16 protein-coding genes are annotated in these 22097 nt (G+C 45.0%); 6 read left to right on the top strand and 10 right to left on the bottom strand.

Features of this window, described 5'->3' with window-relative positions; genetic code table 11:
• Positions 1-34: 34 nt before the first annotated feature.
• Positions 35-1870 carry an assimilatory sulfite reductase (NADPH) flavoprotein subunit gene (locus ACUTVW_RS23155; RefSeq protein ID WP_445647938.1) on the bottom strand — a complete coding sequence of 612 codons (1836 nt, stop codon included), beginning with the start codon at positions 1868-1870 and terminating at the stop codon, positions 35-37.
• A gap of 475 nt (positions 1871-2345) precedes the next feature.
• Between ACUTVW_RS23155 and ACUTVW_RS23150 the strand changes: the two genes are divergently transcribed.
• The gene (locus ACUTVW_RS23150) at positions 2346-3131 is read left to right on the top strand and encodes a hypothetical protein (RefSeq protein ID WP_445647924.1); all 786 of its coding nucleotides are present in this window, start codon (positions 2346-2348) and stop codon (positions 3129-3131) included.
• A gap of 253 nt (positions 3132-3384) precedes the next feature.
• Here ACUTVW_RS23150 and ACUTVW_RS23145 read toward each other — a convergent pair whose 3' ends face one another.
• Both ACUTVW_RS23145 and ACUTVW_RS23140 read right to left on the bottom strand, forming a co-directional pair.
• Positions 3385-6795 (bottom strand): fibronectin type III domain-containing protein, encoded by a 3411-nt coding sequence (locus ACUTVW_RS23145; protein ID WP_445647923.1) that lies wholly within the window; start codon positions 6793-6795, stop codon positions 3385-3387.
• 353 nt (positions 6796-7148) lie between these two features.
• Entirely contained in the window at positions 7149-8705 is a 1557-nt protein-coding gene (locus ACUTVW_RS23140; protein WP_445647922.1) for an ABC-F family ATP-binding cassette domain-containing protein, read from the bottom strand.
• Positions 8706-8908: 203 nt separating this feature from the next.
• Between ACUTVW_RS23140 and ACUTVW_RS23135 the strand changes: the two genes are divergently transcribed.
• On the top strand, positions 8909-9367 hold the full coding sequence (locus ACUTVW_RS23135; protein WP_445647921.1) for an SET domain-containing protein: 459 nt from the start codon (positions 8909-8911) through the stop codon (positions 9365-9367).
• Positions 9368-9750: 383 nt separating this feature from the next.
• On the opposite strand, the gene ACUTVW_RS23130 is transcribed toward ACUTVW_RS23135, so the two are convergent.
• Together ACUTVW_RS23130 and ACUTVW_RS23125 are read right to left on the bottom strand one after the other, a co-directional pair.
• On the bottom strand, positions 9751-10665 hold the full coding sequence (locus ACUTVW_RS23130) for a phosphotransferase (protein WP_445647920.1): 915 nt from the start codon (positions 10663-10665) through the stop codon (positions 9751-9753).
• A 376-nt stretch (positions 10666-11041) separates the two neighbouring features.
• Entirely contained in the window at positions 11042-11650 is a 609-nt protein-coding gene (locus ACUTVW_RS23125) for a DUF1349 domain-containing protein (protein WP_445647919.1), read from the bottom strand.
• Positions 11651-11825: 175 nt separating this feature from the next.
• Here ACUTVW_RS23125 and ACUTVW_RS23120 point away from each other — a divergent pair, with 175 nt between their 5' ends.
• Together ACUTVW_RS23120 and ACUTVW_RS23115 are read left to right on the top strand one after the other, a co-directional pair.
• Positions 11826-12188, top strand: coding sequence for an iron-sulfur cluster biosynthesis family protein (locus tag ACUTVW_RS23120; RefSeq protein WP_445647918.1), 363 nt, complete (start codon positions 11826-11828; stop codon positions 12186-12188).
• Between the two features lie 675 nt (positions 12189-12863).
• Positions 12864-13640, top strand: a complete 777-nt coding sequence (locus ACUTVW_RS23115; protein WP_445647917.1) for a M15 family metallopeptidase — start codon at positions 12864-12866, stop codon at positions 13638-13640.
• Positions 13641-13924: 284 nt separating this feature from the next.
• Here ACUTVW_RS23115 and ACUTVW_RS23110 read toward each other — a convergent pair whose 3' ends face one another.
• On the bottom strand, positions 13925-14167 hold the full coding sequence (locus ACUTVW_RS23110) for a hypothetical protein (RefSeq protein ID WP_445647916.1): 243 nt from the start codon (positions 14165-14167) through the stop codon (positions 13925-13927).
• Between the two features lie 137 nt (positions 14168-14304).
• On the opposite strand from ACUTVW_RS23110, the gene ACUTVW_RS23105 reads away from it, so the two are divergent.
• Positions 14305-14937: a nitroreductase family protein gene (locus ACUTVW_RS23105; RefSeq protein ID WP_445647915.1), complete on the top strand. Its 633-nt coding sequence runs from the start codon at positions 14305-14307 to the stop codon at positions 14935-14937.
• 213 nt (positions 14938-15150) lie between these two features.
• Here ACUTVW_RS23105 and ACUTVW_RS23100 read toward each other — a convergent pair whose 3' ends face one another.
• The 4 genes from ACUTVW_RS23100 to ACUTVW_RS23085 all read right to left on the bottom strand — a co-directional run bounded on the left by ACUTVW_RS23100 (position 15151) and on the right by ACUTVW_RS23085 (position 20958).
• Positions 15151-16326 (bottom strand): leucine-rich repeat domain-containing protein, encoded by a 1176-nt coding sequence (locus tag ACUTVW_RS23100; protein ID WP_445647914.1) that lies wholly within the window; start codon positions 16324-16326, stop codon positions 15151-15153.
• 257 nt (positions 16327-16583) lie between these two features.
• Positions 16584-17834 (bottom strand): aminopeptidase, encoded by a 1251-nt coding sequence (locus ACUTVW_RS23095; protein WP_445647913.1) that lies wholly within the window; start codon positions 17832-17834, stop codon positions 16584-16586.
• 114 nt (positions 17835-17948) lie between these two features.
• The gene (locus ACUTVW_RS23090; protein ID WP_445647912.1) at positions 17949-19562 is read right to left on the bottom strand and encodes an acyl-CoA synthetase; all 1614 of its coding nucleotides are present in this window, start codon (positions 19560-19562) and stop codon (positions 17949-17951) included.
• A gap of 391 nt (positions 19563-19953) precedes the next feature.
• Positions 19954-20958, bottom strand: coding sequence for an aldo/keto reductase (locus ACUTVW_RS23085; protein WP_445647911.1), 1005 nt, complete (start codon positions 20956-20958; stop codon positions 19954-19956).
• A 209-nt stretch (positions 20959-21167) separates the two neighbouring features.
• Between ACUTVW_RS23085 and ACUTVW_RS23080 the strand changes: the two genes are divergently transcribed.
• Positions 21168-22004: an AraC family transcriptional regulator gene (locus ACUTVW_RS23080; protein WP_445647910.1), complete on the top strand. Its 837-nt coding sequence runs from the start codon at positions 21168-21170 to the stop codon at positions 22002-22004.
• The last annotated feature ends 93 nt before the right edge of the window (positions 22005-22097 follow it).

The following is a 22097-nucleotide window of genomic DNA, read 5'->3' as shown; positions in this document are numbered from 1 at the left end:
TCTGCGGAATATAACCCTTCGGCTCAGCCTCAGATTAATACACATCCCGCTGATAACGTTTCTCCTGTTGCAACCGTGTCATGTATTCCGCAGCCTGCTCAGGCGACAAGCCGCCTTCCTGCTGTAAAATGGTAATCAGCGCCGCATGAACATCATGAGCCATTTTTTTCTCATCGCCACAGATATACACACTCGCTCCCTCCTGGAGCCATTGGTACAATTCCTTGCTATGTTCCAGCATACGGTGCTGTACATATACTTTTTGTTCCGTATCACGGGAGAAGGCAACATCCATCTTGGTAAGCACGCCATCTTTGAGCCAACGCTGCCACTCGGTCTGGTAAAGGAAGTCTGTAGAGAAATGCTGATCTCCATAGAACAGCCACGTTTTTCCTTCTGCACCCGTTTCTTCTCTTTCGCCAAGGAAGGAACGGAATGGAGCTACCCCTGTTCCAGGTCCAACCATAATGATCGGTGTGTCCGGATTTTCAGGTAATTTGAAGTTCGGATTATGCTGGATATATACCGGCAAGGTGTCACCTGACTCGATTCGTTCAGCGAGATGCACCGAGCATACGCCGTAACGTTCTCTTCCACGTGCTTCATAACGCACAGTGCGAACCGTTAGATGAACCTCATCCGGGAAGGACTTGGAACTGCTCGCAATGGAATACAGACGTGCCGGTATCTTACGAAGAACCGCCAGAAATTGTGCAGCTGGAATACCTTTCAGCGCATAATCCTGAACCACATCGAGAAGATCGCAGGTGTTCATGACTTTACGGAATTCAGAATCATTGGCTATCAGTGCCGCTAACTCGCTTGCTGGACTCAGCTTGGCAAGTTGCTCCGCCACCGGCTTGGTTACAGATGTAATTTCATAATGACGCAGTAATGCTTCATGGACAGATACCTGATCTCCATTCTTGTTCACCGTAACACGTTCGTCTGCATTCCACCCCATAGCTGCAATCAATTCATCTACGAGACGAGGGTGATTCTCCGGAAAAACACCGAGACTGTCGCCTGGTTCATAATCCAGATTGGAGCCTTCCAAAGAAAGTTCAATATGGCGTGTCTCGCGATCGGATCCTCGGCCATTCAGGTTGAGATTTTCAAGGACCTCTGCCTTGAACGGATTCGTGCGATTAAATTCAGATTCACCACTGCTTACCGCAGCTGTAATCGCTTCGCTAGTTACCGAACCGGCCACCGCTGGTGTGCTGCTAAGCGAAGCAAGTACATCATTCATCCACGCTGCGGCTGGCTCATCAAAATCTACATCACAGTCCACCCGCGGAACCAGCGTTGTGCCGCCCAGTTCCTGCAGTCGTTTGTCAAAATCTTTGCCTGTCTGGCAAAAGAATTCATAAGAAGTATCTCCCAGCGCCAGTACGGAATAACGAAGTCCGTCCAGCTTTGGAGCGCGTTTACTATTCAGGAACTCATGAAAAGGAATCGCATTATCCGGCGGTTCGCCTTCTCCATGTGTGCTGACTACAATCAGGAGATTTTCAATTTTCTTCAGTCCGTTCGGTTTGAAATCTCCCATGGATGACAAGGTCACCTGAAGCCCCTGTTCTTCCAGCTTCTTGCCGAGTTTTTTCGACAGTCCAATTGAATTGCCTGTCTGCGAACCGTAAAGTACCGTAACCTCACGGGAAAGAGCTGGAGCACTAACCGGTGCAGCCGCCGTATTGATTTCAGCTTGCCCAACCAGATTGATCTGTGATGTTGCTGTGCCGGCTTGAAAAGCTGCAATATATCCACCTAGCCAGAGTCTTTGTCCGTCCGTCAATGTAGGAATAAGTCGATTGAGCAATTCTACTTGCTCTTGATTAAAAGGACTATTTGTCACTTGAAGTTCCACCATCTGCCACCTCACGCATTGCTTCAATTTTAATTCCTACTAAAATGATCATATTAATTTCTTCTCTTTAGAACCTAACACACCGGGTGTTGAGGGTCAATTTCAATGATTTTATACCATTTATCAGTTTCTCTGATAAAGGAACAAAACGTGCAAATGTTCGATCTACACTTTATCAGCAGCCATCGACAATGAACAGCAAAAAAAGCTTGCTTTGACCTGAAGTCAGGTTAGAGCAAGCAGTGCCTTTACAGAGTATCTTAAACTGTTTGTGGGTTCGATTTTCATCATCACCAATGTTTTGAACCAATGTCTCACAAGTAGATGTTGGGTTATTTGATTTATCACAAATACAGCATAAATATTGAGATTTAACAGATTGACAGTTTGATCTGTAATTTTATGCAATATGTTTGACCAATGGTAAATTAAGTTATATAGTGTTATATAATGGAATAAAAGAAGGAGGTCAAGCATGTCTAGTAAATTATACTATCATGGCGAACTAGACTCTGCGGTTAAACTTCTTAGAATGGCATATGGATTCGATAACTGGCATGAAGTCCTTAGATTATCTGAGGATTTATATGAAGATTCGTTGCAAGCTTATAATATGCAAATTATATCAGCAGATACCATCTTACATACAAAAAGAACTATAATTTATTATATAGGTTACGCATTATTGATGCAGGGAATTGCGTACCAAAAACTTTATGAATTTGACAAGTCAAGGGAGTGTATTCTTAAATATGGAGATTTTGGCTGGGTTGTTAACCCTGATGATGAAGCCCAATCGGAGATTGAGTTTTATGCCAATACATCAAAACTCAATCTCATAGTGTTGGATTTATTAGAGGGTATAAATGATAACATAGGTAAATACATCTCTTTTATACAAGAGAATCGTGAAGAAACCACTGCTGGATTACTAACATTATTAGAAGCTAACCGCATTAATGATTTACAGGTTAGTGACTACCAGCATATGTTTGAAGAACATGCTAGTGAGAGGGTAAGAAAATCTATACGACAAGAAGACATGCCAGCATATTTAAAGTACATGTACGAGTACGCACTATATAAGATTAGAACGTCTGATCAGGAGACTGCAATTCATAATATACTGGAGTGTTTAGCAATATCGTCTAAAATTAGTAACGATAAGTCCATTAAATATGTCTCTTTGTTTGAGAAGCTAAGAGACTACGCTACATTATCTCAGATAGATAAGTACAAAAATATACTAGAGGGGATATGAATGAATATGAAACACAGAGTTATAAATCTATTGCTGTTGACTATTATTTTTTCAGATCCGATTATTCAAATTTTAAACCATGGAACAGGACATTAAAGCCGCTAAAATAGCGGCTTTTTTATTTCCCAACCCGAAATATTTGCACGTTGTACATTGACATAAAGTTCCCTGCCAAAATGACACAAAGTTCTCTGCTTTCATCTAACGATGCAAAAAGCCAAAATTAGATGTTGGCAGAATAGTTGTATATAGGTTATTTTTTATTTCCTGGATCACCGCCGGAATTACCACCCGGATCAGGTTTCTCAACAGGCTTTGCAATCATGATCCAGCTGATCATCGGATCCTGTGATGCCGTATTACGCACCGTTATATCCAGCTTGCCGTTGGACACTTCTATACTTTTATGAGCTCGAACACTCGCAGGTGTAAACGTGACTGCACCTGTATTCGTACCGTTTATAAGGAAATCCGCTCGGCGTGAAGTATTGGTCCACGGATCATTGAATCCCGCATACACGTCATATTTACCGTTTGGCACATCAAAGCTATAGGTCAGATCCTTGCCTTTGGGAGAGTTGCTGACATTACCACCATTCAGGTAGCGCACCGTCGAGAAAATATCTCCACCGTTCGAACCGGAAGGCAAGGCATCGGCACTGACATATCCCCATGAATGCCCTTCCCCCGGAGCATACATCTGATCTATAATTCCAGAATGCAAAAGCGTGTCTTTCATATACTCACTCATTAGCTTGTAATCTGACGTCTCATAACCTCCGCTATTCACAAAATATAAGGTGTTCTCTGGAATGACGTATACACGAACCGCCTGTGTCTTATTGTTAAATTCAGGTGTCGTGATCTGTAACGTAAGAGGCCCTGGCTTCGCAAAATCTTCTTTTGTCATCGCCCGATGATTAATCGTCCAAATAGCTGGTGTTGCCACCAAATTGCTACCTTCACGCACCTTCACTGTGGACGGCAGGACGGGTACCTCTCCAAGCTTCACGGTTTCTGGCAACTTATCTGCGATATCTACCTTGCCCATCGAGTTAAGTAAACCAGGTGTCCAGCTGGTATACCACTTGATGGCAATGTCTGAACCTATGCCAAACTCAATTGGCAAAAATACATACTTGGCTCCATCATTCGCAAAGGTTCCTCCGTTCCAAGTGTCTCCCACATAAATAAACTTGCCCTTTTCCGGGTCAACCGGGATGACCGAAGTCGTCTGTGTGCCAAACGCCTTGCCAGGATCAGGATCACTCGGCAACGTGCGCACAAACGGATTCGTCATCGCCGACCAAGGTCCAAAGATATGATCCGCAACCGTGACCTTATTTTCGTTGGGAGCCCAGCCCGAAGCACCTGAGGTTAACATATAATACTTCCCTTGGTACTTGAACATCGCTGGTGCCTCTCGTTGTCCACCGGGGAATACCCGGACATAGTCTACACCGTACTCGGCTTGATACGTCGTATCCCGAACCGGATTGCCTTTATCATCTTTGCGCCCTTCCTTATGCCAGCCTGTGACGTCACTGTAATCCTCAGTCAGTTTGGAAATGTACAATGTCAGATTTTCCTCACTGGAATAAATGAGATAACCGGTGCCATCATCATCTTTGAACAATGTCATATCACGAGCCATGCCCCGATCATTCGGGAAGTAATCTTTCTCCCCTTCAGGGGCGAGATCCATGCGGTAACTTTTCTGATATACAAAAGGTCCAGTCGGTGAGTCACTGATGGCATATCCAGCCTTTGCTTTACCGTAATTCGCATTGTCGTTATAGGGATCTTTATCTCCATCCATATGTGCCCACATCACATATTTCTTCGTTTTATCATTGTAAATGACCTTCGGGCGCTCGATGATCCGTCCTTTGCGAATATCTGCCCAGATGTCCACACGATCCTCGCGTCCAGCATACAATTCTTTAATGAGCGGGTTCGTATCAAAATCATCCATCGATTGCAGCATCGTAAGCGCCATGCCTTCGTCAGTCCAATTCATCAGATCTTTGGAGGCGTACACGCGTACCCCCACAGCGGGCCAGCCGCCTGTATGGTACTCTCCGTACCAATAATACTGTTCTGTCTTTTCATCGTAAAAGAACCCCGCGCCATGGGCATCAATTGGCTTCCCGTTCTGATCCGGCCATAACTGCCCTGGCGTAAAACTCGTGCGAACCGTGGATACACCCAGCGGTGCAGACACAGGTGTATCCTTCCCACCTACTTTGGCTTGAATGGTGTAGAAGTAACCGGTGCCCATCGTTAAACCTCCATCAGTCAACGTCGTTGCACTCCCTGTATAGACTGGCTGGTATGTGCCCGCAGCACTCGTTGCCCTCGATACGGTGTAAGAAACGTCAGATGCATTAGATCCAGGCAGTGCATTCCACTGCAAAGAGACCGACTTATCCGTTACAGCAGCAATGGTAAATCCGGAAGGAGAGTCCGTTGCATACGTTTGGGACTCTACCTCACGATAGGCCGATTCGCCAGCAGCATTATACGCGGTCACGCGATAAATGTAGCCTTTGCCCGCCTCAAGACCCTGATCAGTGAACGTTAACGTCTTACCGTCGTATACCTGTTCATATACCTGTGTTCCTTGCTCGGCGCGAACAATACGATAAGCACTTGCCTTATTCACAGCACTCCAGGTCAATTGCACGCTTGTAGGTGACAATGCCGATGCCTTGAGATCACCCGGAGACTGCGGAGCCTCGGCAGCGGTTTTAACTTCGATTGGAGCAGACCACTGCGACTCGGTTAACCCTCCATAGTCATAAGCAAGTCTGTAGTGATAAGGCGTATCCGAGCTTAACCCTTTGTCGACATAACTTGTTGATGTCACCTGATTTACAAGCGAGTAACCTCCTTCCTGCGTGTTCGAGCGATACAACCGATACCCCGATGCCCCTTCAATCTCAGACCAATGTAAAGAAACGGATGATGCCGTCTCTCCATCACTTGTCAGCACCGTTTCGTTCACTCGCGGCGGCTCCGCAATCATTACATCATCAATATGTACGGTCTGCCACTTGTTTCGAATGCCAACTGTGCCTGTTGTAATCGACATATCGTTCAGATCAAAAACCACACGATCCATTCCATTTTCGACGATGTAACCACGAATGGAGGTGCCTGAAAGCGCCACTTTAAGTGTATACCACGTATTTTTACTAAACGTATAATCCACTGACTTGAGCGTGGTATCTGTACCATTTACTTTTTTGCTAAAAACCAGTTTATTACTGGGCTCATGCATTTGAAAATAATAGTAGTTGTTCTTGTCTTGAAAACGTGGCAAAATGCCGGGAAACCCTTCACCTGCCCCTGTATAAAAACGCATTGACACCGTCTTATCCGCTATGGAATCTCCAGTCATAATGAAGCCTTCATCGGTACCATTTTGAAAAAGAACCTTGTTAGATGCATCCTGGGGATCTGATACTACTTGCCAATTGCCAGAGATGACCTGCCATTCAGGCGAAGAGGTATAGTCTCCATCGGAAAAATCGTCTTGTACCCACAATCCAGGAGTAACAGGTTCATCTGCATGAACCCTGTTCGGGTACATCAAAGGCCCTGAAGATAATACCATGGCTGCAGATAACATAATCACAATCGGTTTTCTGAATTTATCCAATATCGATTCGCTCCTTTGCTTTAGAAAATAGACGCTAATGAAACCGGTTTCATTCAAGCTCAAAAAAAGACCCATTTTCTCTGCCAAGTGCAATATCGAACGTTACAAAGCAGTAACGTATCTTTCTTGCCATGCCATAAAACAGGTTTCCCAGCTCCAGTATGTAACCGCTTTCTAAAACTAGAATATCGTTTGCCTTTCCTACTGTCAACCATCCTTTTGTCCTATTTCCCCCTTCCCGCTGATATGACAAAAAACGCGTATTCCACCTGCGATCTGCAAGTAAAATACGCGTCTTCACCTTTATCAGGAACCGGGATATGGTTACCGGTTGTTCAAAACAACCTGCTCTTTTAGAATACTTTTGTCGTCCAGGATTCGCAGTTCCATGTGTCTGTAACGACATCACGATAAAATTCAGGTTCGTGCGAGATTAGCAGAATGCTGCCTTTGTACGCTTGAAGCGCACGTTTCAGCTCATCCTTCGCATCCACGTCCAAATGGTTCGTCGGCTCATCGAGCACCAGCAGGTTGGTTTCATTATTGATCAGCTTGCAGAGACGGACTTTCGCTTTCTCGCCACCGCTGAGAACTGCAACCTTGCTCTCGATATGTTTGGTGGTAAGTCCACACTTCGCCAGGGCCGCACGCACTTCAAACTGGGTATAGGAAGGGAACTCCTGCCAGATTTCTTCAATACATGTATTGTAATTGGCATCCTTCATCTCTTGTTGGAAGTATCCGATCTCCAGATGTTCTCCTCGCTGGACATTGCCTTCCAAAGGCTGAATTTCACCCAAAATGCTACGCATCAGGGTAGTTTTACCGATACCGTTTGCACCGACCAGAGCAATTTTCTGACCACGCTCCATCCGAAGATCAAGCGGTCTGGACAATGGTTCATTATATCCAATGACCAGGCCTTTGGTTTCAAAAATAAGCTTGCCCGACGTTCTTGCATCACGGAAGTTGAACTGTGGCTTCGGTTTATCCTTAGCGAGTTCGATCACGTCCATCTTGTCGAGCTTTTTCTGTCTGGACATCGCCATGTTGCGTGTTGCCACGCTGGCTTTGTTACGCGCTACGAAGTCTTTCAGATCTGCAATCTCTTGCTGCTGACGCTTGTACGCCGATTCCAGTTGTTGCTTCTTCATCTCGTAAACTTCCTGGAAGTGGTTGTAATCGCCCACATAACGTGTTAGATCCTGATTTTCCATGTGGTAAATAAGGTTGATTACGCTATTTAGGAACGGAATATCGTGTGAGATGAGAATAAATGCATTTTCATATTCCTGCAGATAACGTTTCAGCCACTCAATATGCTGTTCATCCAAATAGTTCGTCGGCTCGTCGAGGAGAAGAATATCCGGTTTTTCCAGCAACAGTTTGGCGAGCAATACTTTCGTGCGTTGTCCACCGCTCAGGTCGTTAACGTCCTTGTCCAGACCGATGTCGGTCAAACCCAAACCACGCGCGGTTTCGTCCACTTTGGCATCGATCATGTAAAAGTCCTGGTTCGTCAGTGTATCCTGAATGGTACCTACATCCTCCAGTAACTGCTCCAGTTCCTCTGGCGTAACGTCGCCCATCTTGCCGTACATGTCGTTCATTTCCTGTTCCATGTCAAACAGGTATTGGAATGCACTGCGCAGCACATCGCGAATCGACTGTCCTTTGCTCAGCACCGCATGTTGGTCTAAATAACCTACACGCATACGCTTCGACCATTCCACTTTGCCCTCATCCGGCTGAAGTTTACCTGTAATGATATTCATGAAGGTGGATTTACCTTCTCCATTCGCCCCGATCAGCCCAATGTGCTCACCCTTAAGCAGGCGGAATGAAACGTTGTTAAAGATAGCACGGTCACCAAAACCGTGACTTAATTTTTCTACATTTAATATGCTCATTCATGACACCTTTTCTATATAGACTTCATTCTTTGTATATTATAAGCGTTATCTCCCGCACAACTCAACGCCCTATTTCAAAATTGATCCTAAAAATGATGTTCCATTTGCCTTATCCCGGCGTATGCGGTAAAATTTTGCCTTAAACGAAGTACGACCATATTATAGAACGGAGCTCTCAGCGAGAGCATCAGGTGAATGTCATGATTGAAGTAAAACAGTCCAGATTGGGTGACGGTGGTGAGTTTAATCGCGGGGTATTTGCTACAGTGGATATCGCCAAAGGTCAATTGATCCATCAGGCACCCGTTGTGCCTTATCCGAATGAAGATCACGAACATATTGAAAAAACGATTCTGGAAGATTACGTCTTCGAATACGGAGCCAATCATACCGCGATTCTTCTTGGATATGGCAGTCTGATTAATCACTCCTATGAACCGAACGCCACGTATGATATTAACTTCGAAAATCACACCTTTGATTTCTACGCCTATAAAGACATCAAAGCTGGCGAAGAAATCCTTATCAACTATAACGGTGAGGAAGAAAATATGGACCCGCTATGGTTCCTGGATGATTACGAAGAACGTATGCGTGAAATGCAAGACAAGGAAGAACAACTAGAGGCCGAGCACACTCAGGAATCTGAAAAGAAGTGACCAGATCAGTACAGAGGCAAATTTATTTTAGAATGTAACACAGCGCCACCTCTAACCGTTCATCGAGCCAACTTATGAAAAGAACGAGCTTGAGCATTCTCTGCAAGAATACAATATTTCACTAGCTGCCTCTTGAGCATTCGTTGAGTGTAACACGATAAACATTAAGGCCATCTAATGTTGATATTTGACCATTAAGAAAACCGCCTTTTGAAAAGGCGGTTTATTACAATCGTGTCCCGTTAGCGCAATCTTACTCTGTTGAATTTCGTGTTCCTCGATATAAAGCGGCGTCAAAGAAGGCGGATCGTACCTTATCGCGATTTTAAACGCCAAAATGGTGCCGATAGCTATAGCCCCATAGCCGAAACGAAATAATGAGCCTAATCCGACAATGCCCGCATGATGTTGGATTTCGCCTCTGCCGCAATCGTTTCATTCCCGTCATCGACCGCTTGCATTAAGATCAGTATGGGTATGTATACCGCGATCAGCCGCGCCAGCAGCTTCGTTTCCTCGTCCACTCCTCCGTACGTTTCGAAAAACATCCCGCGAGCGTAAGGTGGTAAAAAGCTATAAGCAATGCTCAAATCGCAAGCCGGATGACCTACGCTCAGATCACCCCAATCAATGATGCCGGAAACAATCCCGTTCTCATCCACAAGCATATTTTTGAAATGAAGATCTCCATGTAGCAGTGTATTCACCGCCTCGACACGGTCCTTTTGCAGCCTGCTAATATACGCTTCGATCACACCAAACTCATCCGGCGTCAAGTGTTCAACCACCTTCGACAGAAAGCCCTCCAATTTCACTTTGCGCGATGCGATGTCCGTCAAGTTTCGATGATCTTGCTGAACTCCGCACTTCAGCGCCGCCTGCACCGGAAACTCATGCAATCTCCGCAAAAATTTCGCCAGCGTCTCTGCCGATAAAGCCCGGCACTCTTCCGTCAAACCGATTGGGAAATCTCCTGGCATGTGGGCATAGCCGAGAAATGGTGCCGGGTATTCGTCACTTGCTTCGCCATAAAACAACGGTTTCGGATAGGGGATGGTCATATATGCCTCCAGCTTCGGCAGCAGTTCCCCTTCCATACGAATCGAGCCAACTGCAATCGTTCTTCTTGGAAACCGGAACACGTACTCGTCACCGATGAGAAAAACCGTATTGTCCCAGCCCCATCCTAATCGCTTCACTTCCTTCGATGACAGCTGAGGAAATTGTCTGCCGATCAGCGTCCGCGCCTGCTCTTCGTTAACCTCCCACTCCGCATCCCATACATTCGTTCCTCCCATAAATTGTATGCCGCCTCGTTTCTTAGGTTATTTAGATGTTTACATTCCCTGAAAATTACGAATAACTTCCCGTTAGCTTAACAAGAATAAGCAGAAAAATGAAGTTTGGTATTCGTACCATGTTTGGCGACACGATTTACTGACGTTTAACCTCTCCAGTGCGTGTTCTTACAACGTACTTTCCAACCATTATCGCCCAACGTTTCAGCAAGACATTTAAAAGAAGCAACTTTTCTATATATGATAGCTGCTTCTTTTGAATTTCAGATATTTTCATATGCAATATGATTTAATTTTCAGCCTGCGACTCATATCTTGGATTCACTTTATATGCACTGATTCCCTTATAGAGTCTATTTCTGTTATACTCACGCGTCTAATCGTTAATCGGTGGATCGGTATGCAAGTCTTCGTCCGGTGCTGTATAGGCCCATCTTGTAAAAGCAACCTCAAATCCTGCCCGTTTGGGCGAGCAAAGGAACGGCCCTGCCTGCTTCTCCGCAGGATAAGCAAATCTGGCTACCCGGATAGTACGCCATGGATGTTCGTCCGTACGTGCACGAATGACAACGGATTCCTGATGGTATGATGCACGAATGGTAACAATTCGACCTCCCCATTCAGGCACGGGTGACAGCGACCAATCCGAGAATTGATCTGTGACAACAGCACCCACATGCACAATACCATCGTTGACTTCCACCCCGGCTTTAATCCACTGATGCTCTCCATGCCACAACATAAGTCCCGCCTGATCATATAATTCTGTAAAAGAACTTAGATCAAACGAAACTTCAACAGCCTCCCCACTATTCCACGGTGCAAGCAATGCATGCCCATTCCGATGGCAGAAGCCATAGAACGTCTCTTCCCAAAAATCACTGCCCTCATGCGCCTCTACAATCAATCTCTCCCCGTCATGTTGAGTATGGGCAGGCTCGGTTGTCCATTTGCCTTCGTTAATCTGAACAAAGTTCGATGACATCGTCAATTTCATCCTTTCTTCAATAATGAATTTATATTTCGTTTATTTCCTATTCGACATTTCCTGTAGATTTACCTCGTGTGATTTATTTTTCGACAAGGTGGTATAATGGCATAAGAAGCACAGTGAATCTTTTTTCATTTAGAACGAACTTATATAAAAAGGAGTGCAGACCATGCATATTCAAATTACAGATCTGGCAGCAAAACGTTTAACGGAAAGTCTGAATGACCAACCCGGGTATTTCAAAGTATTTTATGACATGGAAGGCTGCGGATGTAATGGCGTTGTCGTTATGCTGATCGTGGATGAACCAGCCACACTGGATGAGCAGATTGAAACGAATCTTGTTCCCTTCTACGTTGACCCTAAGCACCAGCTTAATCTGGAATCCAGCATGAAACTGAATGCACAAGACAACTATCCTGCCTTTACGCTCAGCAGTGACTCCGGGGTAATTAGCAGTAACCTTCGCCTTCGTGATGCACGCGCTGCCGCTGTGGGGACCCCTGGTGCTATTAATGCATGTACGCTGTAATGAACAGCAGGTAAGCAGAGCATCCTTATGCTTGGATGAAAGCATCACCCTCGGAAAAAGGCATGTTTGTTTTCAGGATGCAGACTCATCTAACCACTCCCAATCCAAAGGCTACTGCCTGCTGTATCTACACAAAGGTTTTCCTAGCTTACTCTAGCACTTCATGCTTGGCTCGAATTCTAACGATCATGAGGAACCTTATTTCGCCCAAAATCGATGGATTGGAATTCTAACGATCACCAGTAACGTTATTTGTTCAGAAAACAGCCTTTGAGGCTGAAAAACGGACTATTTTTCCAAAATAAGCTCTCTGGTGATCGTTACAATTCCAAAACGCGAAAAAAGCGGCAAATAACGTCTCTGGTGATCGTTAGATTTTTTTGCATATGTCCGCACTACTGTTTTCACCATTCACGCTCGCTAATCATTCATCATCTTCTCTGTATATCGTCCCGAACTGAACTCTGCTCTCCAGTTTTTCGTTCTCACTTTCCAACTCACTCTGATCCTCACTTTATCCCTCCCGACTTCATGCCTTCGGACAGCACATCATGAACAAAAAAGAGATTCTAGCAAACTTTGTTTACAAGTCGGAAACATTTGGAGAACCTCTGGATATAATCCTCCAGTATACTTGGTTTATAGATTAATATATTCCAAGGAGGAACTCCCATCATGTCATCATTTACGCGCAAATCCATCATATCGACACTTCTAATTGGCTCAGTGCTTGCAGGCACGGCGTTTACTACACTTCCAATCAACCAAATGTTCAATCCGGTTGCTTCGGCTGCAAGCTCAAGCTTCTCCCAATTTTTGCATGATAACGCGCCAAGCCGCACCATTACGACCAGTAGCAAAGGAGTTGCCACCGTAACGAATCTTTCCAGCACCGTTGTGCTTGTGAATAAAAAAAGAAACCTGCCATCCACCTATGCACCGAAGGATCTGGTTGTTCCTAATATTCCATTCAGCTTCTCCGGCTCCAGTCCGAAAAAGCAAATGCGCAAAGTTGCTGCAGCGGCCATTGAGAAATTATTTGCTGCAGCCCAAAAAGACGGTATCGATATCAAAGCCGTTTCCGGCTATCGTTCTTACGCTACGCAAAAATCAATCTTTGACCGCAATGCCAGCGTTAAAGGCGAAGCTGTCGCCAACAAAACGAGCGCCCGCCCAGGGCAGAGCGAGCACCAAACCGGTCTAGCCATGGATATTTCCAGCGCTTCGGCCGGATATGATCTGCAGCAAAGCTTCGGCAACACCAAAGAAGGCAAATGGCTCAAAGCCAATGCCCACAAATACGGATTTATCATCCGGTACGGCAAGAATCAAGAAAAACTGACCGGGTACTCTTATGAACCGTGGCATGTCCGGTATGTCGGAGTTTATATCGCTGGGGAGATTACTAGCCAAAAACTCACACTCGAGCAATATCTGGAACGAGCAAAATAAACATTTAACTTTATATTTCTATAACCCTGTTCTGCTTATGCGGATTACTATGCTTGTGGGGCGCATACGCATAATATTCTGTTCACACTTGATGTTCAATCCAACTTTTCGGCAAAAATAAACCCGGAGAACGGGGCAAAGATGCCCCTTCTCCAATGAAGTGTATGATCCACGCCACTCGCAACATGCTTATTACAGCTATTCTGCCAATACATTCTGGCGAGATGCCGTGCAGGCAAGCGTGGCCCAGGGATCAAGGCACTAGAAGCGAAACTTCAAACGTTTCAAACTCCGACAATACGCCGGAACAAGGGTGGCAACCGTTTCACGCCTTCCGTTCCCGCCCATGAGCTTGCGCCTGCCAGCAAATCATTATGGCACAGATAAAGGGCCACATTGTACACCAGATAACCCAGTATGAGTTCCACTACCACAAACTTTTTCAGGGTAGAGGATTTGACGACATACACCCGGAACTCATGATGGTGCAGCCTTGCTGATTTTAATCTGTGGATGAACGATATCATGACTCACCTCTGCTGTTTTCTACTAGCGTATGGCGAGTACATCTTGTCTTATTCAAAAATAATACTTACATAAAGTAATTAAGTATGTTATATTCACTTTACAAGCAAGCAAATTATACATAAGTGAGGTAAACAACATGAGCGAATTAAACGAATTAATTAAAAACCGCAGATCAGCTGTTACTTTTGAAGAAGGAATTGCAATTTCGGAATCGGAACTACAGGATATGTTTGCTTTGAACAAATTCGCGCCATCCGCATTTAACCTGCAACACACTCACTATCTTGTATTGACCGATGAAGCTCAGAAAGAAAAAGTGTATGAAGCTTCGCAGCAATATAAAGTGAAAACAGCTTCTGCGGTCATCGTGGTATTAGGTGATGTTAACGCTCATCATCATATTCGTACGATTAACGAAGGACTGCTTAATCTGGGGGCACTGACACCGTTCCAATACGAACAGGAGTCCCAAAGTGTTATTGAATTTTATGAAACTCGTGGCAGATTCTTTCAACGTGAGGATGCCATCCGTAACGCCAGCTTGTCAGCGATGCAATTCATGCTGATTGCTCAAGATCGCGGCTGGGACACTTGTCCGATGATTGGCTTTGATGCCGAGGAACTGCAGCAGAGCTTGGGCATTCCAGATCACTACGTACCTGCAATGATGATTACGATTGGCAAAAAGAACGAATCTAAACAGCGCCCGCGTGGATACCGCAAGCCCATTCATGAATATGTCAGCTTTAATAAAATGAACGCTGAATAAACCAAATCGTATCTACATCAACTCATAACTATCAGTTAGACTATACGGCAACATGATCATTATTCTATCAGCTACAATCTATCTGGTTTATCTTTTGATTTAAAACTGATCATGCAATTTTTTCTCCATCGCCATCTTTTCTGTAATGAGATATTTAAAAAGCCACGAAATCGTGGCTTTTTATTTTTGTAACTTTATAATGCACTATTCACTTCAATACGTTTCGTAAATCAACTCATTCGAGATCTGAAGACCGCTATCAAATTCGGCATAGATGTAGAGCTGTCCGGCTGGCGTATCTCCGGCATCAAATCCCAGTTTTAAGCTGCCGTCTGCTTGAAATTCTGCATCCGCCAGCACCAATGTGCTTGTATCCTCATCGGGATGAGCTTTGCCAATGATATGAAGCGCCCGTTCCCGCAGAACAGGCCATTCTTCCCATACAGCTTCGAAGGAAGCAGACAACGCATCCATACCGGCCTTCGTTGAAATTTGTGCGGTCACTCGCAGTTCTCTTCCTTCGTCTTGCATATTCAAATAATAAACGGTCGTTTCATTATCATATTGAAATGTACCCATACCCGGTACTTCATGATCCGGTTCAACGATCAGATTATCGCCATACTGAATTCGCTCCAGCTTGGAGTTATGGCTTATATCGAGCGATTTCAGTTTATTTTCAGAACAATATAGCTCTACTAACTCCAAATTATGAATCAGTTGCAACTCACGGATATGATTATGGAAACAACGCACACTTTCAAGCCGTTGATTGGAACGGAGGTTCAAATTTTTCAGATGGTTATGATGACAGCGAAGCTCAATTAAAGCGGGACATCCTGCAACATCAAGCTCGGTGAGATCATTGTTCGCACAATCCAGATGTATTAGCTGATCGTTATTTGTGGTATCCAGTGAGAAAAGTGTATTGTAGCTGCAAGCCAGTCTCTCTAATGGTTTAAGATGACTTACGTTCAGCTCAGAAAGCAGGTTCCAATGACACTCAACTGACTTAAGTTTCTGATTCCGCGAGAAATCCAGTTTACGTAATCGATTAAAGCTGCAATCCAATGTTTCCAGCTCTGTATTGGAGTGAAGAAGCAACTCAACCATTTGATTTTCTCTGCATAACAATGTTTCCAATTTAAGATTATGTTCAACATTGAGACTGGTCAACGCATTATATGAGCAATCGAGCAACTTAAGCTCCGTAAAATATTCTATCCCTTGAAGGTTTTTCATACCGACTTTGGGAAGCTCTAATATTTCGATTCCACTTACATCTTGTGCATGAATATAACCTCGCTGATCACAATAATTCACTAATATGTATTGCTTGAAATGTTCATCCGTGAAGGCATTTGTGATATCCATTCCATCCATGCTCATCTTCGAATCTCCTCCCTATCTACTTTGTATACGTTCACTATTTAAATGTCATTTCGTTCCTATTCTAAGAGTTCCATGAGAGGTTTTCAATGCTACCAGACTATCATTTCTGTGGTGAGTCCCCTACTGAATCAATGTTTTAGCAAGTTTCCCAAATAACACTATGTATTTTTTTATAACATGTTAGCTTTTCTGAAATAGAAAAGTGACTCCCATGGAAGTCACTTTTCTCTACTTACAACTGTTATTTATTTGATTCAGACCTGGAACGCCCAGTTTCCTTTACGGAATACCGGCTCTACCGTGCCATCCTGCAACTCCCCATCGATATCCAGCTCCGCGGAACCAATCATGAAATCAACATGCGTGAGACTTACATTACATTCATGTTTCAGCAGTTCTTCATTCGACATCGTTGTGCCATCCTTCATATTGAACGGATATGCACTTCCAACAGCCAGATGGCAGGATGCGTTCTCATCAATACCCGTATTGTAGAAAATACGGTTCAGGTTCGAAATTGGGGAATTATGCGGCACCAGCGCGACTTCTCCCAAATAACGGGCCCCTTCATCTGTAGCAAAAAGATTCTTCAGGTGCTCTTCGCCAGAAGCCGCTGTGTAAGCAACAACCTGACCATCCTTGAACGTAATTCGCATCTGATCAACAAGCTGCCCGTTCAGGTTCAGCGGCATCGTGCTGCTAACATAACCGTTAGCACCGCTGCGCTTTGGCATCGTGAATACCTCTTCTGTTGGCATGTTTGCTACAGTGTAGACACCTTGTTTGTTTTCACTGCCTCCTCCGCCCCAAATATGGTTGCCCACCAGTTCAATTTTCAGATCCGTACCTGGTGCACGATAGTGCAGGCTCTTGTAATTTTTCTCATTCAGCAGATCACTCATCTTGTTCAACGTCTGGATATGCTCTTTCCAGTTCTGTACGGCATCTCCGCCGTCTACACGATTCATCTTGAAGATGGTATCCCACATCACGTTGATGCGATCTTCCTCAGGAATATCGGCAAATACTTTATTCGCCCATGCCTTCGTAGGTGCTTTGATCAGACACCAGCTGATCTCATGGTTACGTGTATATTTGGAGTATCCTTTGCGCGCTTCTGCTGCTGCCTTCGTAGCACGGGACACTTTGCTCGCTTCGATTCCGTTGTACAGATCCGGATCAGGTACTTTGATCGTCAGCGTTGCCCCACCAGCTTCGGCGAACCGTTCCATCATGTCACCTTTCCACGCCGGATAATAGTCAAAGCTGTCGTCCGAACCTTGCTCAAAACGACTGCGTGTAATTTTATCGTCCTCGAAATCAACTTGTACATAATTGGCTCCGGCTGCGTATGCTTTTTGGACGATCAGACGGGTGAATTCCAGTGTTTCAATGGGTGCTGTCACCAGCAGATCCTGTCCCTTCTGAATGTTCACACCAACCTTGACCACCAGTTCAGCATATTGTTCCAATGAGGTTGCAAAAGACTGATCAAACGAACTCATGTTAAATTCACTCCCGCTTCGGTTAAGATTCAAATTCTTGTATGTTATAACATCATCTTCAAAGATGTTTTTTCATCATTTCGCCTATACATTACGCTATGCATACTCCGCAAACTAACCGTTACGTTTTTCCTGCTCACGTAATTCGATCCGGCGAATTTTACCGGAGTTAGTCTTCGGCAGATCTGTCACAAACTCAATTTTGCGCGGGTATTTATAAGGTGCCGTCCATTCCTTCACATGTCTTTGCAGCTCATGCGCGAGTTCCGTGGAAGCCAGTGCTTCATCTCTCAGCACAACAAACGCTTTGACAACATTGCCGCGAATTTCATCCGGACTTGCAACGACAGCACATTCTTTCACGCTTGCATGTTTCATGAGCGCTTCCTCTACTTCAAACGGCCCAATCGTGTATCCCGAGCTGATGATGATATCATCACTGCGGCCTTCAAACCAGAAGTAACCTTCTTCATCTTTGCTTGCCCGGTCGCCTGTAACAAAATACTCTCCGCGCTGGTTCGCTTCCTTGCGACCCTCGTCCTCATAATAAGCACGGAACAGCGCCGGCATGTCCTTATGCACAGCAATATCTCCCACCTCGCCCGCAGGCAGAGGTTGTCCATCTTCGCCGATGATTTCAATCAATCCAGGGGTAATCGACTGACCCATGGAACCGATCCGCACGGGCGCATCCTTCAGACTGCCAATTAACAGCGTGCTTTCCGTCTGGCCGTAACCATCCCGTATCGTAAGATCGAAATGGCGCTGGAAGATCTCAATCACTTCCTGATTGAGCGGTTCGCCCGCTGATACAGCACTGCGCAGATGGGATAAGTCATAATGTCCCAGATCATCCGTTTTCGCCATCAGACGGTATTCGGTTGGCGTACAGCAGAGCACGTTAATCTGATGCTCCTGCATCAATTCCAGATAACGTCTAGGCTTGAATGAGCCGTTGTATACCAAACCTGTTGCCCCTCTTCCGAGTACCGACAGGAACGGACTCCAGATCCATTTTTGCCATCCAGGCGCAGCTGTTGCCCATACCGTATCTGATGGTTGAACATCCAACCATAACGACGATGCGATTCGCAGATGCGCGTAACCCCAGCCGTGGCTATGCATAACCCCCTTCGGATTTCCCGTTGTACCAGAGGTATACGCCAAAATCGCCATCTCATCACGGTGCGTCTGAACAGCAGCCATCTCATCCGGCTGGTTCTGCATCAACTCGTGTACATTAACCCAACCTTCTCCAGGAACAGTATGATCACCATTAGGTGATGCAACGATACGGTGGGCAAGTGTCGGCAGATCAGAATCCATTTTTTCCACTTCCGTTGTTGTTTCAGACCATACAATGACCGCTCGCGCCGATGAATGCCGCAGACGATATTCCAGATCTTTTGCTCGTAACATCTCGGAAGATGGAATGACGGCAATACCGAGTTTCAGACATGCAATGTAGATCACATAGGCAATAATCCGGCGTGGTACCATGACCAGCACCCGATCTCCTTTAACAAGTCCAAGCTCACGCAGACCTCCGGCCAGACGGTTAGCCTGCTTTAACAGGTCACCGTACGTAATCTCTTCTACTTCTTGTTGATCGCTGAGCCATCTAAGTGCAATCCGGTCTGGCGGGTGATTCTCCATCTCGGATGTCAGGTTATAGGTTTCAGGCGAAATCCACTGTTCAAAATTCAAATGGAGCCTCTCCTTTATCATTCAAATATATAGCTTCTTTAATATTATACATTAAATCCTAAGACCAGGTACTATGAACAGCAACCTTTTTATTATAAAAGCGAGACCTACCTCATTCAATCCCTGATTATTTAGAGGCCAATTATCTCTGGAAGCCATGTATGCTGAAGGTGTCAATTCATCACTCTCAATTACAATCGCCGTCAAACCCGTCGCTGTTGTAGGTTCATGCCATTCTCCATGATGCATCCCCTTTTATTGCTCATCTAAAAACCTAATAACGAATCATTCCAGTATAAACCTTATACCATGCGCTATGCCAGTTCTCCCCATTCGTGCAACAAAAAAAGTACCTCTCCTCTATTAGAGAAAAGGTACTCATTGTAACATATTCCGCATTCAGAGCACTTACTTACCAAGGATAATTTCCGATACCATCCAAAATGGACTCCATCTCACTCAGCTCTGCAGCTGTGAGTTCTGGTGCGTTGAGCGCAGCAACATTCTCTTCAATCTGGGATACGCGACTGGCTCCAATTAATGCAGACGTAACGCGGTTACCGCGTAGTACCCAGTTAAGTGCGAGCTGGGAGATTGTCTGTCCTCTCCGCTCTGCTACTGCCTGCAACCCTTCGAATTTAGCAATACGTTCGTCGGTGTATGACTCTTTTTTCAGTGTTCCGGTTGGATTCGCTCGTTCTCCCTTGATCTTGTCCACGTATTTGTTCGTCAACTGACCGCGGCCGAGCGGGCAAAAGGCGATGGAACCTACACCTTGCTCATCCAGCACATCTTGCAGGCCATCTTCGATCCAACGGTTTAACATCGAGTAATTCGGCTGATGAACGAGGCAAGGTGTTCCGAGACGGCGCAGAATCGTTACCGCTTCTTGTGTCTGCTGTGTATTATAGTTGGATAGGCCCACATAAAGCGCCTTTCCTTGCCTTACGATGTGATCAAGCGCTGTCATCGTTTCTTCCAGTGGCGTTTCCGGATCTGGGCGATGATGATAGAAAATGTCCACATAATCCAGTCCCATACGGCGCAGGCTCTGGTCAAGACTGGCAATCAAATTTTTACGGGAACCCCATTCACCGTAAGGGCCACTCCACATGTGGTATCCTGCCTTTGACGAGATCAGCAGCTCATCCCTGTAGGGGCGCAGATGTTTATGATAGATCGAACCAAAATTCTCTTCGGCTGATCCCGGAGGCGGGCCATAGTTATTTGCAAGATCAAAATGGGTAATCCCAAGATCAAACGCACGCAAAATCATTTCTTCCTGAACATCGAGCGTGCGATTACTGCCAAAATTCTGCCATAATCCGAGTGCAATCTGAGGTAGTTTAATGCCCGATTTACCAGAGCGTACATAGTTCATGTCGTCATATCGTTGTTCATTTGCAATATAAGGCATCGTTATTCACTCTTTTCTGTAAGGTTGGTCAAGGTCGTTGCTACCCCTTTATCTTAGTCATTTTCCAACAAGAACGATATGGCTTATCACTACATTGATATAGAAAAATGATCGGTATATAACCATAATTGTTTTATTTCAAATGACAAAACAGTCGTTAAATATGTTAAAATGCAAGAACCAACCACCTTACAACAGGAGTGAACGCTTTGATTACGTATATGTTCAAAAACAGTCATTTCCAGGAGCTTCAGCTCCTTCATTATGGTATGGAAGCCTGTACACCTGGACACCATTTTGGCCCAGCGATGAGAGACTACTATAAAATTCACTATGTACTGAATGGCAAGGGCACGTTTGAAGTTTCAGGAAAGACGTATCATCTGCACAAAGGTCAGGGCTTCCTCATCGTGCCTCACTCCGTAGTGCATTATAAGGCTGACCTGGATGATCCTTGGGAGTATAGCTGGGTGGCATTCCAAGGCTCGCAGAGCTCTTCCTTTCTACAACAAGCCTGTATATCCGAGCAACACCCTATCTTCGATCTTGGTAATGAAGACGATGAGATGCGCTCCTGTCTGCACCGAATGATTCATTCTCGTACAACACATAAAGGCTGGGAGATTAGCATGACAGGATGGCTGTATCAGTTTTTTGCGATTCTCGTTGATCATGCCCACGATGAGAACTTGCAGCCTACGGATGATTTTGGCAAGGAAACTTATGTGACACAGGTGATCGATTTCATTGAGATGAACTACGCCAACGCCATCACGGTACAGTCCATTGCCTCCCATATCGGATTACAGCGAAGTTATCTGTGCTCACTCTTCAAAGATCAGATCGGGAGCAGCATCCAATCTTACCTTGTCCATTATCGTATGCGCAGAGCAGCCGAGCTGACGCTTAACCTTAACCTGAGCATCGGAGATATTGCACGTTCTGTCGGATATAATGATCAGCTTCTGTTCTCCAAAATGTTCAAAAAGGTCATGGGCGACGCCCCCACCTATTATCGCAGACAAAAAACAGCACCTTCGATGTAAATATCTACAGAAAGGTGCTGCTTGAATGAAATATAAACGAGCTGCTTCGCATTAAATCCTTGTCAGAAGTACGTTACCCGCATACGCTACCTG

The organism is Paenibacillus sp. TSA_86.1 (assembly GCF_052691815.1).
The sequence above is the reverse complement of the archived record's forward strand: the minus strand, read 5'-3'. Positions and strand labels throughout refer to the sequence as shown.

What these genes read in the sequence shown, in the direction of transcription:
- ACUTVW_RS23100 (WP_445647914.1), bottom strand. Translation starts at nt 16,326, where the DNA reads ATGAGCATGGATGGAATGGATATCACAAATGCCTTCACGGATGAACAT.
- ACUTVW_RS23105 (WP_445647915.1), top strand. Translation starts at nt 14,305, where the DNA reads ATGAGCGAATTAAACGAATTAATTAAAAACCGCAGATCAGCTGTTACT.
- ACUTVW_RS23085 (WP_445647911.1), bottom strand. Translation starts at nt 20,958, where the DNA reads ATGCCTTATATTGCAAATGAACAACGATATGACGACATGAACTATGTA.
- ACUTVW_RS23140 (WP_445647922.1), bottom strand. Translation starts at nt 8,705, where the DNA reads ATGAGCATATTAAATGTAGAAAAATTAAGTCACGGTTTTGGTGACCGT.
- ACUTVW_RS23095 (WP_445647913.1), bottom strand. Translation starts at nt 17,834, where the DNA reads ATGAGTTCGTTTGATCAGTCTTTTGCAACCTCATTGGAACAATATGCT.
- ACUTVW_RS23120 (WP_445647918.1), top strand. Translation starts at nt 11,826, where the DNA reads ATGCATATTCAAATTACAGATCTGGCAGCAAAACGTTTAACGGAAAGT.
- ACUTVW_RS23115 (WP_445647917.1), top strand. Translation starts at nt 12,864, where the DNA reads ATGTCATCATTTACGCGCAAATCCATCATATCGACACTTCTAATTGGC.
- ACUTVW_RS23125 (WP_445647919.1), bottom strand. Translation starts at nt 11,650, where the DNA reads ATGTCATCGAACTTTGTTCAGATTAACGAAGGCAAATGGACAACCGAG.
- ACUTVW_RS23150 (WP_445647924.1), top strand. Translation starts at nt 2,346, where the DNA reads ATGTCTAGTAAATTATACTATCATGGCGAACTAGACTCTGCGGTTAAA.
- ACUTVW_RS23110 (WP_445647916.1), bottom strand. Translation starts at nt 14,167, where the DNA reads ATGATATCGTTCATCCACAGATTAAAATCAGCAAGGCTGCACCATCAT.
- ACUTVW_RS23130 (WP_445647920.1), bottom strand. Translation starts at nt 10,665, where the DNA reads ATGGGAGGAACGAATGTATGGGATGCGGAGTGGGAGGTTAACGAAGAG.
- ACUTVW_RS23090 (WP_445647912.1), bottom strand. Translation starts at nt 19,562, where the DNA reads ATGATAAAGGAGAGGCTCCATTTGAATTTTGAACAGTGGATTTCGCCT.
- ACUTVW_RS23135 (WP_445647921.1), top strand. Translation starts at nt 8,909, where the DNA reads ATGATTGAAGTAAAACAGTCCAGATTGGGTGACGGTGGTGAGTTTAAT.